Source organism: Telluria sp. B2 (genome assembly GCF_051789535.1).
In the GTDB taxonomy this organism is placed as follows: domain Bacteria; phylum Pseudomonadota; class Gammaproteobacteria; order Burkholderiales; family Burkholderiaceae_D; genus Telluria.
Map to the genome: position 1 here is coordinate 4,453,510 of NZ_CP196525.1, position 13,485 is coordinate 4,466,994.

The window sequence follows — 13,485 nt, forward strand, 5'->3', positions numbered from 1 at the left end:
AGCCCGGCGATGGCGCTTTCTGGATCCGCGCTGCGATTACAGCGTACGGGCCACTTCCTGCACTTCGAACACTTCCAGAACGTCGCCGACCTGGATTTCGTTGTTGTTCTTCAGCGAGAGACCGCACTCGAGACCGGCACGAACTTCCTTCGCGTCGTCCTTGAAGCGCTTGAGCGAGTCGATCTCGCCGGTCCAGACCACGATGTTGTTGCGCAGCAGGCGAACCGACGAGGTACGCTTGACGACGCCATCCGTGACCAGGCAGCCAGCGATCGCACCGACCTTCGACACCATGATGACCTGGCGAATCTCGACCTGGCCGGTGATGTGCTCGCGCTTCTCCGGCGCCAGCATGCCCGACAGTGCCGTCTTGATCTCGTCGATCGCATCGTAAATGATGCTGTAGTAACGGATGTCGACGCCGTTCGCTTCGGCCAGCTTGCGCGCCTGGGCGTCGGCACGGGCGTTGAAGCCGATGATGACTGCCTTCGACGCGGTCGCCAGGTTGACGTCCGACTCGGTGATGCCGCCGACCGCCGCATGGACGACCTGCACGCGCACTTCCGAAGTCGACAGCTTCTGCAGCGAACCGACCAGTGCTTCCTGCGAACCCTGCACGTCCGTCTTGATGATCAGCGGCAGGTTCTTCACCTCGCCTTCGGCCATCTGGTCGAACATGTTTTCCAGTTTCGCCGCCTGCTGCTTGGCCAGCTTCACGTCGCGGAACTTACCTTGACGGAACAGTGCGATCTCGCGCGCCTTGCGCTCGTCGGCCATGACCATGGCTTCCTCGCCGGCGCTCGGCACTTCGGTCAGGCCCTGGATCTCGACCGGGATCGACGGACCGGCTTCGGCCACCGACTTGCCGTTCTCGTCCAGCATCGCACGGACGCGGCCGAACGAAGAACCGGCCAGCACGACGTCGCCGCGGCGCAGCGTACCCGACTGCACCAGGATCGTCGCGACCGGGCCGCGGCCCTTGTCCAGGCGGGCTTCGACCACCAGGCCGCGTGCCGGCGACTCGACCGGTGCCTTCAGTTCCAGCACTTCGGCCTGCAGCAGCACGTTTTCCAGCAGGTCGTCGATACCCTGGCCGGTCTTGGCCGACACCGGGACGAACGGCGCATCGCCGCCGTATTCTTCCGGCACCACGCCTTCGGCAACCAGTTCCTGGGTCACGCGGTCGGTGTTGGCGCCCTGCTTGTCGATCTTGTTGATTGCGACAACCAGCGGCACGCCGGCAGCTTTCGCGTGGGCGATCGCTTCCTTCGTCTGCGGCATCACGCCGTCGTCGGCCGCCACCACCAGGATGACGATGTCGGTCGCCTTGGCGCCGCGGGCACGCATGGCGGTGAACGCCTCGTGACCCGGGGTATCCAGGAAGGTGACCATGCCGCGCGGGGTGTTCACGTGGTACGCACCGATGTGCTGGGTAATGCCGCCGGCTTCGCCAGCAGCCACCTTCGCACGGCGGATGTAGTCCAGCAGCGAGGTCTTGCCGTGGTCGACGTGGCCCATGACGGTCACGACCGGAGCGCGCGAGGTCGACTCGAACTCGGCGTGCTCGCCCTGGTCGGCCAGGATCGCTTCCGGATCGTCGACGGCGGCAGCGAAGGCCTTGTGGCCCATCTCTTCCACCACGATCATCGCGGTTTCCTGGTCCAGCACCTGGTTGATGGTGCACATCTGGCCCAGCTTCATCAGCTGCTTGATGACTTCCGATGCCTTCACCGCCATCTTGTGCGCCAGTTCGGCCACGGTGATGGTTTCAGGCACGTGCACTTCGCGCACGATCGCCTCGGTCGGGGCCTGGAAGTTCGATTCGCGCTCGTCGCCGTGCGAATTGCGGCGGCCCTTGCCGCCACTGCGCCAGCCGTCGCGGCCGCTCGGCGCGCCTGCGCCGCCGCGGGTCTTGGCGCCGCCAGGTGCGCCGCGCTTCTTGTCGTCCGACCAGGTCGACGACACGTTGGCCGACTTGATCGACTTCTTGTCGCCCGGCTTCTTGTCGCCCGGCTTGGCTTCGGCCGGCTTCTTGTCCGCCGGCTTGTGCAGCGTGCCCGCCGGTGCGGCCGGCTTCGCGGCGACCGGGGCCGGAGCTGGCTCGGGCGCCTTGATGACGCGGCGCGGCTGGGCCATCATGGCCTTGATCTGGGCCACTTCGTCGGCCACGGCCTTGCGTGCGCGCTCGGTGGCGGCAGCGCGTTCGGCGGCTTCCTTGGCGGCTTCCTCAGCCTTGCGCTTGGCGTCGTCGGCGGCAGCCTGCTTGGCCTGCTCGGTGGCAGCCGAGCTGGCGGCAGCGGCGGCGGCGGCTTCGCGCTTGGCCTTTTCTTCGGCATCGCGCTTGGCCTGCTCTTCGGCCGCCTTGGCTTGCGCCTGGCGTTCCGATTCGAGCTTGGCCAGGCGTTCCTGCTTCTCGCGCAGGTCTGCTTCCTGGCGTGCGATCAGTTCGGCCTGGCGGCGCGCCTCTTCCTCGCGGCGTGCGATTTCGGCGGCGTCGACAACCGGGGCTGCGGGAGCCGCGGCAGCAGGGGCCGGCGCCACGTCGTCACGCTGGACGAAGGTGCGCTTCTTGCGTACTTCAACCTGGATCGTGCGCGATTTGCCCGATGCGTCAGCCTGCTTGATCTCGCTCGTTTCCTTGCGGGTGACCGTGATTTTCTTCTTCTCGGTCTGTTCGCCCGCGCCGTGGGTACGGCGCAGGTGGTTCAGCAGCTTGTCCTTATCATCCTTTGACAAGGGATCTGACGTCGAACTTTTCTCGACGCCGGCAGAACGCAGCTGCGTCAGCAGCAAATCTGCAGGCATCTTCAGTTCGGTGGCAAATTGGGCTACGTTGTTACTCGCCATTCAGTCCTCTTTTCTATGTGTCGCGGAGATGATAAAGATTTTTTGTCGATCCGGCAGCAGCAATTAAGCCTTGGCCGTTTCGACCTGGCTCCAGGCTTTCGCCTGCAATGCCTTCGCGCGGTCGTCGTATTTCGCGTCGACCAGCTTCATCTCATCGTCGGTCACATCATTAAATTCATTCTTGATCAGTTCACGGGCGCGGTCCGACGGGAGCGCCAGGATGGCGCCGAATTCGTCGTAAGCGAGACCCGCGAATGCTTCCACCGTCTTGATGCCAGCCAGGCCGAGCTTGCCTGCGGTCGTGCGGTCCATGCCCTCGAGGTTCACCAGCGCCTCTTCCATGCCTTCCAGACCTTCTTCGGAGGCAATGGCTTCGGTCACCAGCGCGTCACGGGCGCGGGTACGCAGTTCGTTGACGGTTTCCTCGTCGAAGGATTCGATCTCGAGCATTTCAGAAATAGGTACATACGCGATTTCTTCAAGGCTCGAGAAGCCTTCTTCCACGAGGATGTCGGCCACTTCCTGGTCAACATCGAGCTTTTCCATGAACAGCGCGCGGATCGCCGCCGTTTCCTGGGCCACCTTGTTGGCCGATTCCTCGGCCGTCATGATGTTGATCTTCCAGCCAGTCAGTTCCGACGCCAGGCGCACGTTCTGGCCCGAACGGCCGATCGCGATTGCCAGGTTCTCTTCATCGACGACGACGTCCATCGCGTGCTTCTCTTCGTCGACCATGATCGACGACACGTTGGCCGGAGCCAGCGCGCCGATCACGAACTGGGCCGGATCGTCCGACCACAGCACGATGTCCACGCGCTCGCCGCCGAGTTCGCCGGTCACGGCCTGCACGCGCGAACCGCGCATGCCGACGCAGGTGCCGATCGGGTCGATGCGCTTGTCGGCCGTGTAGACGGCGATCTTGGCGCGCACGCCGGCGTCACGGGCAGCCGATTTGATTTCCAGCAGGCCCTGCTCGATCTCGGGTACTTCGAGTTCGAACAGCTTCATGATGAATTCCGGCGCGGTGCGCGACAGGATCACCTGCGGGCCGCGCATGTTGCGGTCCACGCGCAGGATGTAGGCGCGGACGCGGTCGCCGATGCGCAGGTTTTCCTTCGGAATCATCTGGTCGCGCGGCAGGCGCGCTTCGATCTTGCCCGACTCGACGATGGCATCGCCGCGCTCCATGCGCTTGATGGTGCCGGTGACCAGCGAATCGCCGCGCTCGAGGAAGTCCTGCAGGATCTGCTCGCGCTCGGCATCGCGCACGCGCTGCAGCACGACCTGCTTGGTGTCCTGGGCGAAGCGGCGGCCGAACTCGACCGACTCCACCGGCTCTTCGATGTATTCGTCGACTTCGATATCCGGGATCTGTTCCTTGGCTTCGAAGTGCAGGATTTCCTGGTCCGGCAGCTGCAGGCCGGCTTCGTCAGGGACGACGTGCCAGCGGCGGAAGGTTTCGAACTCGCCGTTGTCGCGATCGATGCTCACGCGAATGTCGACCTCGCCTTCATAGCGTTTTTTGGTGGCCTGGGCCAGGGCGAACTCGAGCGCCCCGAAGACCACTTCCTTATCGACGTTTTTTTCGCGCGCAAGCGCATCAACCAGTAACAAAATTTCGCGACTCATGCTTTGCGACTCCTAAAATCCACCTGCGGCACCAGGCGTGCCTTGTCCAATTCGGCCAGCGTAAATTCCAACAACGCCGGACCATCTTTACTTTCAAATTCCAGACCGATCTTGTCGCCTTCCGGCGCGACCAGGATGCCCGTATAGGTCTTCCGGTTCGCGGTGCCCGGCATGGCGACGCGTAGCTTCACCGTGCATTCGTGGCCGGCGAAGCGCTCGAAATCGGCCAGGGTGCGCACCGGGCGGTCCAGCCCGGGCGACGAAATTTCCAAACGCTCGTAATCGACGTTTTCCACGGTCAGTACGTGCGACAACTGGTGACTCACCGTTGCACAATCCTCGACCGTGATCGGTCCCTTCTCGTCAGCGACGGCAGCCGGGAAATCGATAAACACGCGCAGGATCCCGCGCTCGCCTCGTTCGACATCAACGAGCTCGTAGCCCAGGCCACTGACTGTCTTGGCGATCAAATCAAACTGCTGCACGACACTTCTCCAGGGCGTTAAAACGTTTTACCAAAAAAAAAATGGGCATCTGCCCATCTTTTTGTATTCACAACCCAACCAGATGAAAGCACTTGCACCAAATAAACACACTCGGGAAGAACTTTGATTAGGCTGCAAATTATAACCTGTTCCGGGGCACGCTGCAATCGCCATACCATTATATTGAGAGCGAAACAACGGATGCGCACGGCAAGCGTGCGCGGGTATTGCTGCCGTAGGGTGGACACCTGTGTCCACGCGGTCTGACCGGTCGAACGAATGCACCGTTACCGCTGCGCGCCGATGAGCATGCATATCGGGGCATGCGCCGTAAAAGCAATCTCGCCGCAAGCGCCGTACCGCGTGGACTCGGGAGTCCACCCTACAAACCCAAACGCTTACCCCCGGCGCCCGCGGCGCGGCAGGCCATACTCGGAACCGCGCGGACCCTGGCCGCCGCGGCGGCCGCCGCCGGTGCCGGCGAAGCCGAAGGTGGTCTGCAGCGGGTCCGGCTGGCGCGGGCGGCTGCTGCCGCCGCTGCCCGGACGTCCCGAACCGCCGAAGCCGCCTCCATTGCCCGCATTGCCATTCCGGCCACCCTTGCCGCGCACCGGGCCCGGCAGGCCGCCGGCCGCCACGCCGCCGACGCGCGGGGCGCCGGCGCGCACCACCGGCGGGCCGAACGGGTCGACATTGCGGTTGGCGTCGGCACGGTCGATACGGTTGCCGTCGGCGCGGCGCGGATCGGGCTGGCCCTGGTTCTTGCCCTGGCCCTTGCCGCCGGCCGCGGCTGCGCCGCCCTTCTTCTCGATGCCGAAGGCGGCCATGAAGTTGCGCACATCGTTTTCTTCCAGCTCTTCCCAGCGGCCGCGCTTCAGGCCCGAAGGCAGGGTCATCGCGCCGTAGCGGGTACGGATCAGGCGCGAGACGGTCAGCCCGACCGCCTCGAACATGCGGCGCACCTCGCGGTTGCGGCCTTCGCCGATCACTACGCGGTACCACTTGTTGATGCCTTCACCGCCACCGTCGATGATCTTGGTGAAGGCCGCCTTGCCGTCGTCGAGCTCGACGCCGGCCAGCAGCTTCTGGCGCATGCCCTCTTCCAGCTCGCCCAGCGTACGCACCGCGTATTCGCGGTCGATGTTGTAACGCGGGTGCATCAGGCGGTTCGCCAGGTCGCCGGACGTGGTGAACAGCAGCAGGCCCTCGGTGTTGAAGTCGAGGCGGCCCACGGCCAGCCACTTGCCGGTCTTCATGGTCGGCAGGCGGTCGAACACCGAGGGACGGCCCTCCGGGTCGTCGTGGCTGACGATCTCGCCGGCCGGCTTGTGGTACACCAGCACGCGCGGCGGCTTGTTATTGTTCACCTTACGCTGGATCAGCTTGCCGTTGATGCGCACCGCATCGGTCGGCAGGATGCGCTGGCCGATGTGGGCCGGCTCGCCGTTCACCGAGACGCGCCCGGCGATGATCAGCTCCTCCATGTCGCGGCGCGAACCCAGACCGGCTTCCGCCAGCACCTTGTGCAGCTTCGGCGCGTCGTCGTCGGCGGTCAGGTCGCGGCGCACCGGCTTGGCCTTCTGCTGGCCCTGGCCGCCGTCATTGGCGTCGAAAGCATCCGAGGTGACGAAGGAGAACACGGCGTCGGCATCGTTGCCGCGGCCGCCCTTCTGCTTGCCGCCCTTGCCCCGCTGCTCGCTCTTGCCCTGCTGGGCGCCTTTGGCCTGCTGATTGCCCTGCTGGCTGTTTTGCTGGGCATTCTTTTGCGCGTTCTTCTGGTTCTTCTGCTTGCCCTTGCCCTGGCGCTGCTCGCGGCGCGCCTCGGTGGCGGCCGGCTGCTCGCCGGCAGCGTCCGGCGCAGCGGCCTCAGGCGCCGGGCTGGCGACAGCCTGGCGCGCTTCGCGCTGGCCGCGCTGCTCGCGCATCTGGCGCGGACCGCGCGGCTTGCGCTGGCCCTGTTCCTGGCGCGGCGCCTCGGCTTGCGCCGGTGCGGCTTGCGAAGGCGCGGTTTCAGCGGCGGGCGCAGCGGCTGCCGGGGCGGCGGCCACGGGGGCGGCAGCCGGAGCCGGAGCGGCTTGCTCCGCCGGCTCGCTTGCAGCGGCGGCCGGTTTGGCCTTGCTTGCGCGTGGCTTGCGGGCGGCGGGCGCCTTCAGCACGGCCTCGGCGGCCGGGCTGGCTTCGCCTTCGGCAGCGGAGGCGGCCGCAGCCTTTGTGCGGCGCTTCGGCTTCTCCGCCGGCGCGGCGTCGGCCACGTCAGGAACGGTGGCCTTGGCGCTGCGTTTTGGCTTCTCCGCCGGCGCGGCGTCGGCCGCGGCAGGGGCTACGGCCCGGGTGCGGCGCTTCGGTTTGGCCGCGTCGTCCTTACCGCCCTGGGCGGGATTGGTCTCGGTGGTGTCAGTTGGATTCATCATTCGTTTCGTTGTTGTGCTGACCTGGTACCGCGCCGACGGCCGGTTGCTGGTCATGAATCGGGACTTCAACGGGTGAAGTAACTTGTTCGTCGACGGCGGCCGCATCCGCGTCCGCCTTGTCAAAATTTGCGTTCAGCGCCGCTTCCAGCGCCTCGAGGCTGCGCCCGTCGGAGGCGTCGGCGATGGCGTCCAGCGGCGGCAATTGGGCCAGCGAAGCCAGGCCCAGGTCGTCCAGAAATTGTTTCGTCGTACCGAGCAGCGCCGGACGTCCGACCACCTCGCGATGACCCACGACGTCGATCCAGCCCCGGTCTTCGAGCATCTTGATGGTCTGCGAGTTCACCGCGACGCCGCGGATTTCCTCGATGTCGCCGCGGGTGACCGGCTGGCGGTAGGCGATGATGGCCAGCGTTTCCAGCGTCGCCCGCGAATACTTCGGCGGTTTTTCCGGCGAAATGCGGTCGAGATAAGGCTTCATTTCGGGGCGGCTCTGGAAGCGCCAGCCGGATGCCAGGCTGACGATCTCGATGCCGCGGTCGCGCCAGTCGTGGCGCAGTTCCTCGAGCAGCAGCTTGATCGTGTCCGAGCCGACGCCGATGCCGATCTGCCTGCCGTTCGCGTCGACGTCGGCGAACAGCTTCTTCATGCCATGGATCGACATCGGCTCGCGCGCGCACAGCAAGGCGGTCTCGAGGACCCGCTTGGCCTCATCAGTCTTCATTCTCGATGTCGTCAGGCTCGAATGCTAAGAAACTATCAAATAAAACCGCTCGGCGGATGCCGGCAAGCCGGTCCGGCGGCACTGCCTGCCGGACAGCGAAACGCCCGCCGCCGATGCCGGCGCGGTCCGCCTGGACGGATTCCGCCAGCGGATATCGGCTTGCACTGCCGGCGGCGTCACGGAACGCAGCGGCTCACAGGTACTGCTCGTCGAAACTGGAATTCGTGGCCCGCGCTTGGACGCTGCGGGCGTTTTTCAGTGGCGGGGCACGGAAATGGACCCGGGCACAGGGCTGCCAGCGTGCCAGGCGGGCGGCCGGTTGGTATATTTCAGCGAAACGCGGGCGCGCCGGACAGCGCAGGCTCGGGGCGCCGCGGACGCACGCTCGGGGCGTGCGTGTCATCATTTCCAACTGCGCGTTTCTTCCAACTGCGGGCCATTGTAACCGATAAAACACAGGAACGGTCACTTGCGCAAGGGTGCGCGCCTCCGGATTGGCGTCAGGCCGACAGTTTTTCCGACAGAATCGCCGACACGCCAAGAAAAGCCGGATATTGGGCCGTGATCACGTAGGTGGGCACCTGAGCCAGGTAGGACGAGAACCTGCCCTTCTGCTCGAAGCGGCTGCGGAAGGAGGAAGCGGCGAAACGCTCGCCCAGGCGCGGGACGATGCCCCCGCCGATGTACACACCGCCCTGGGCGCCCAGGGTGACGACCAGGTTGCCGGCCACCGTGCCGAGCATGCCGCAGAAGACATCCAGCACCTCACTGGACAGCGCGCACTCGCCCGCCAGGGCGCGGCGCGAGATTTCGGGCGCGCCCAGGGCTTCGGCCTGCCGGCCGTGGTGCTGCGCCAGCGCGCGGTAGATCAGCTCGACACCGGCGCCCGACAGGAAGCGTTCGAACGAGACATGCTCGAATTCGCGCCAGGCGTACTGCAGGATCGCCACTTCCAGTTCATTCACCGGCGCGAAGCTGACGTGGCCGCCTTCGCTGCACAGCGCGGTCCAGCTGGCGCCGGCCGGGATCAGGCCCGACACGCCCAGGCCGGTGCCGGCGCCCAGCAGGGCCAGCGGCGCACCGGCGCGCGGCGTACCGCCGCCGACCTGGACCTTGTCGCCGTCCTGCAGGTGAGGCAGCGAGCGCGCCAGCGCAGTGAAATCGTTGACCACCAGCAGGGTGTCGAAGCCGACTTCCTGGCGCAGGGCCTCGATCGAGAACTGCCAGTGGTGGTTGGTCATGCGGATCTGGTCGCCATCGACCGGATTGGCGATCGCGATCGCGGCATGCCGTACCTTGCCGAAGGCGGCGACGGCGGACGAGGCGAGATAGGTGCGGATGGCGTCGCCCAGCGTGGCGTAGTCGCCGCAGCCCAGCACTTGCACGGCTTCGAAGCGGCCCGGCGCCGTTTCGATGGCAAAACGGGCATTGGTGCCGCCGATGTCGGCCAGCAGGCGGGCGGTATCGAAGCGGCCGGCGGTGGAAACAGTGGTGTCGGGCAGGGAAGCAGTCATTGCAGCACAGGATACGGGGGACATCCAAGCTTACTGGATTTCTTTGCGCGATTACAAGTTAATTTTGTAGTTTAGGTACAAAGCTACGCGCGTACGTATGAGATTAGCCGCAGCGAGCCGAGTAGTACAACTACGAAGTTACCGCCCTGCCCGGTTCTTCGGGGTAAGGTCCGGCCGCCGGTAATTGATGGGCATTCCACGCGTCGAGCCCGCCCTGCAGGGGCCGGGCGCGGTGAAAGCCGTTGGCGAGGAATTCCTTGGCCACCTGGGCGGCGGTGACGTCGTTCGGGCAACTGCAGTAGACGACGATGTGGCGGTCACGGTCGAGGCTGGCCATGAGCTGCCCCGGTTCGCAATCCTTGTACAGCAGCGCGCCGGGAATCGCCGCTTCCAGCGCATGGGCGGTGCTGCTCCTGGCGTCGACGATGAGCGGATCATGGCCGGCCTCGATCAGCGCCATCAGTTCCTGCACGCCGATACGCGGCACGGCCATGCTGGCGCGGTGGCGGCGCCGCTCGACATATTTATAGGCGACGAACAGCGCCAGCAGCGCGCCCAGCACCATGAGGGCGGTGCTGCCCATCGTCTCCAGGCCTGCCAGCACCTGGTCGACGCTGTCGTGGAAGACCGCGCCCACCGCGATGCCGGTGCCGCCCCATAGCAGCGCGCCGGTCGAGGCGAAGCCGAGGAAGGGACGCGTGCGCGTGCCGAGCGCGCCGGACATCGGCGCGGCAATGGCGTTGAAGCCGGGGATGAACTTCGAGACCAGCAGCGACTTTGGCCCATAGCGGCGGAAGCGGTCCTCGGTCTGGTTGACGCAGGAATCGGGCGACAGCGAGATGCGGCACAGGAGGCGCAGCACGCGCTTGCCGTAGTAGCGGCCGGCGCGGAACCAGAAATAATCGCAGATCAGGCAGGCCAGCAGCACGGCCAACAGGCACAGCTGCCAGCTGGCGCCGCCGTCCATCGCCATCGCACCGGCCACGACCAGCACCGGAAAGGCGGGAATCGGCAGGCCGAACTGCTCCAGCAGCACTGTGCCGAAGACGAGCAGGACACCGTGGTTCTGGATCAGGACCGAGAGCTGGGACATCCCGACATGGTAGCGGAAATCGCCCTGCGCGGCTGGCGGCTGCCGGGTTTACACAACAGTGATATTACAGTTGCGCGCCGCGCGGAATGGCAGCAAGTAATGTCTTCGTATAGTCATGCCGCGGATTGCGGTAGAGCTCGTCCGAGTCGCCGATTTCGACCACGCTGCCGTGGTGCATCACCATCACCTGGTCGGCGATGTAGCGCACCACCGACAGGTCGTGCGAGATGAAGATGTAGCTCATCCTGTACTCGTCCTGCAGGTCCTGCAGCAGGTTCAGCACCTGGGCCTGCACCGACACGTCCAGCGCCGAGACCGACTCATCGCAGACCAGGATTTCCGGCTTCATGGTCAGGCAGCGCGCGATCGCGATGCGCTGGCGCTGGCCGCCGGAGAATTCGTGCGGATAACGGTGGTAAGCGGCGGCCGGCAGGCCGACCCGCCCGAGCAGGGCCTGCACCGTCCTGGTGCGCTCATGGTCGGTGGCGCCGATGCCGTGGATGCGCATCGGCTCGAGCAGGATCTGGCCGACCGTGAAGCGCGGATTGAGCGAGGCGTAAGGGTTCTGGAAAATGATCTGGATGCGGCGCTTGTAGGCCTGGTACTCGCGGTCCGACATGGCGATCAGGTCCCGGCCCTGAAAAAAAGCGCTGCCGCCGCTGGCGCGGTGCAGCCGCAGCAGCGTCAGGCCGACCGTGGTCTTGCCCGAACCGGATTCGCCGACCACGCCCAGGGTCTTGCCGCGCGGGAGAGTGAACGAGACATCCTTCACGGCGCGGAACTCGCGCTTGCCGAACAGGCCCTCGCGCAGCCAGAAGCTCTTGCGCAGGTTCTTCACGACCAGCACGTTCTCGTCGTCCGGCGCATAACCGCGCGTACGCTGAGGCAGGACAATCCGCGTCCTGCCCTCCCCGTTCATGAAGTCGTCGATCACGGGCAGGCGCACAGGACGCTCATCGAGCTTCGGACGGCAATGCAGCAGCGCGCGCGTGTACAGGTCGCGCGGCGCGCCGAACACCTGGGAAGCCGTCCCCTCCTCGCGCACCACGCCATGGCGCATCACGATCACGCGGTCGGCGATTTCCCCGACCAGCCCAAGGTCGTGGGTGATGAACAGCACCGCCATGCGATGCTTTTTCTGCAGGCGCGCGATCAGCTCCATGATCTGCTTCTGGATCGTCACGTCGAGCGCGGTGGTCGGCTCGTCGGCGATCAGGAGCTTGGGCTCGCAGGCGATCGCCATCGCGATCATCACGCGCTGCTGCTGGCCGCCCGACATCTGGCTCGGGTAGGCGTCGATCTTCGCCGCCGGATCGGGGATGCCGACTTCGGCCAGCAGCTCGAGGGTGCGCGCACGCGCCTGCTTGTTGTTCATGCCCATGTGCAGGCGCAGGACCTCGCCGATCTGGAAGCCCACCGTGAACACCGGATTGAGCGAGGACATCGGCTCCTGGAAGATCATCGCGATGTCCTTGCCGCACAGGCGCCGGCGTTCGGCCAGCGGCAGGGCCAGGAGCTCGCGGCCGTCGAAGCGCACGCTCGCGCCTTCGTGCACGATGGTCGTGTCCGGCGGCAGCAGTCCCATCACGGCCAGCGAGCTGACCGACTTGCCGCTGCCCGATTCGCCCACCAGGGCCACCGTGGCGTCCCGCGGCACATCGAAGGAGATGCCCTTGATCGCCTCGACCGTGTTCTTCCTGTCGACGCGGAAGGAAATGCGCAGGTCGCGCACACTCAGCAGCATGTTGTCGTCGTTCGTCATCGCCGCCTCATTTCAGCTCATTTCAACTTCGGGTCGAGCGCATCGCGCAGCGCGTCGGTAAACAGGGAAAACGCCGTCACCAGCAGCGCCATCGCGCCCGCCGCGGCGGCCAGTTGCCACCACTTGCCGAGAATGAGCTCGTTCTGCGCCTCGTTCAGCATGCTGCCCCAGGACACCGTCCCGACCGGCACCCCGAAGCCCAGGAAGGAAAGAATGACCTCGGCCTTGATGAAGCCCACCACCAGGATCGAGACCTGCACCAGCGCCACGTGCGAGACGTTGGGGAAGATGTGCGAGAACATCTTGCGCCAGTTCGAGGCGCCGATGGCGTCGGCCGCCATCACGTATTCGCGCGCCTTGTGCTTGATGTACTCGGCGCGGATCAGGCGGTAGGGTCCGGTCCAGCCGGTCAAGCCCAGGATCAGCACGATGGTCGTCACCCCTTTCTGCTGCAGCACGGCGGCCACGGCCAGGATCATCAGGATCGAGGGGATCGAGGTGAAGACGCTGTAGAACCAGTTGAACAGGTCATCGACGACCCCGCCATAGAAACCGGAAACGGCCCCGAACACGGTGCCCAGCGCCACCGCGACGAACGCCGCGACGAGGCCGACCACGATCGAGGTCTCGCCGCCCTTGATGGTCTTCTTCAGGATGTCGTGGCCCCACTTGTCGGCCCCAAAGGGAAGCGTCAGCGCCTTGGCCACCGGCGGGTGGCTGCGCTGCACTTCGCGCTTGAGCGCCTCGAGCTCGCCGGCCAGCGGATCGAAGGCGTTCGGCGGCGTTGGCGGCTGCGGCCGGGCCAGCGCGGCGGTGGCCGCGTCCGCCCCGACGAAGCTCGGCGGCGCATAGTTGACGGCCACCTCCTCTTCCCAGTCGGCGGCAATCACGCCGCTAAAAGACAGCACCAGCATCAGCAGGAACAGCCCGACGACGGCAAGGGCCGCCATGGCGACGCGGTCGGCGCGCAGGCGGCGCCAGGCGAGCGCCCACAGGCCGGGGGAAACAGCGTCGTTCGTCATC

The 13,485-nt window shown here is 65.8% G+C and carries 9 protein-coding genes; all 9 read right to left on the reverse strand.

All coding sequences use genetic code 11. From position 1 onward, the window contains the following. Positions 1–36: 36 nt before the first annotated feature. The 9 genes from infB to ACSUZJ_RS19815 all read right to left on the reverse strand — a co-directional run bounded on the left by infB (position 37) and on the right by ACSUZJ_RS19815 (position 13,484). Positions 37–2,847 (reverse strand): translation initiation factor IF-2, encoded by a 2,811-nt coding sequence (infB, locus tag ACSUZJ_RS19775; RefSeq protein WP_499410992.1) that lies wholly within the window; start codon positions 2,845–2,847, stop codon positions 37–39. 63 nt (positions 2,848–2,910) lie between these two features. Further along, the gene (gene nusA / locus ACSUZJ_RS19780) at positions 2,911–4,476 is read right to left on the reverse strand and encodes a transcription termination factor NusA (RefSeq protein ID WP_499410994.1); all 1,566 of its coding nucleotides are present in this window, start codon (positions 4,474–4,476) and stop codon (positions 2,911–2,913) included. After that, positions 4,473–4,961, reverse strand: a complete 489-nt coding sequence (rimP, locus tag ACSUZJ_RS19785) for a ribosome maturation factor RimP (RefSeq protein WP_499410996.1) — start codon at positions 4,959–4,961, stop codon at positions 4,473–4,475. The genes nusA and rimP overlap by 4 nt, the downstream gene beginning before the upstream one ends. Before the next feature lie 398 nt (positions 4,962–5,359). Next, complete coding sequence (gene rluB, locus ACSUZJ_RS19790) at positions 5,360–7,369, reverse strand: 23S rRNA pseudouridine(2605) synthase RluB (RefSeq protein ID WP_499416615.1); 2,010 nt, start codon at positions 7,367–7,369, stop codon at positions 5,360–5,362. Beyond that, positions 7,356–8,093, reverse strand: a complete 738-nt coding sequence (gene scpB, locus ACSUZJ_RS19795; protein ID WP_499410998.1) for an SMC-Scp complex subunit ScpB — start codon at positions 8,091–8,093, stop codon at positions 7,356–7,358. Before scpB ends, rluB begins: the two co-directional genes overlap by 14 nt. Positions 8,094–8,593: 500 nt before the next feature. Continuing rightward, positions 8,594–9,607, reverse strand: coding sequence for a glucokinase (locus ACSUZJ_RS19800; protein WP_499411000.1), 1,014 nt, complete (start codon positions 9,605–9,607; stop codon positions 8,594–8,596). Between the two features lie 130 nt (positions 9,608–9,737). Then, on the reverse strand, positions 9,738–10,700 hold the full coding sequence (locus ACSUZJ_RS19805) for a DedA family protein/thiosulfate sulfurtransferase GlpE (RefSeq protein WP_499411002.1): 963 nt from the start codon (positions 10,698–10,700) through the stop codon (positions 9,738–9,740). A gap of 64 nt (positions 10,701–10,764) precedes the next feature. Continuing rightward, positions 10,765–12,462, reverse strand: coding sequence for an ABC transporter ATP-binding protein (locus ACSUZJ_RS19810; RefSeq protein ID WP_499411004.1), 1,698 nt, complete (start codon positions 12,460–12,462; stop codon positions 10,765–10,767). Positions 12,463–12,479: 17 nt separating this feature from the next. Further along, entirely contained in the window at positions 12,480–13,484 is a 1,005-nt protein-coding gene (locus ACSUZJ_RS19815; protein ID WP_499411006.1) for an ABC transporter permease, read from the reverse strand. Between the last annotated feature and the right edge of the window lies 1 nt (position 13,485).

Bases quoted from the DNA above. Each gene is read 5' to 3' on its own strand.
- scpB (WP_499410998.1), bottom strand. From the start codon at position 8,093: ATGAAGACTGATGAGGCCAAGCGGGTCCTCGAGACCGCCTTGCTGTGC.
- ACSUZJ_RS19800 (WP_499411000.1), bottom strand. From the start codon at position 9,607: ATGACTGCTTCCCTGCCCGACACCACTGTTTCCACCGCCGGCCGCTTC.
- infB (WP_499410992.1), bottom strand. From the start codon at position 2,847: ATGGCGAGTAACAACGTAGCCCAATTTGCCACCGAACTGAAGATGCCT.
- rluB (WP_499416615.1), bottom strand. From the start codon at position 7,369: ATGAATCCAACTGACACCACCGAGACCAATCCCGCCCAGGGCGGTAAG.
- ACSUZJ_RS19815 (WP_499411006.1), bottom strand. From the start codon at position 13,484: ATGACGAACGACGCTGTTTCCCCCGGCCTGTGGGCGCTCGCCTGGCGC.
- ACSUZJ_RS19810 (WP_499411004.1), bottom strand. From the start codon at position 12,462: ATGACGAACGACGACAACATGCTGCTGAGTGTGCGCGACCTGCGCATT.
- ACSUZJ_RS19805 (WP_499411002.1), bottom strand. From the start codon at position 10,700: ATGTCCCAGCTCTCGGTCCTGATCCAGAACCACGGTGTCCTGCTCGTC.
- nusA (WP_499410994.1), bottom strand. From the start codon at position 4,476: ATGAGTCGCGAAATTTTGTTACTGGTTGATGCGCTTGCGCGCGAAAAA.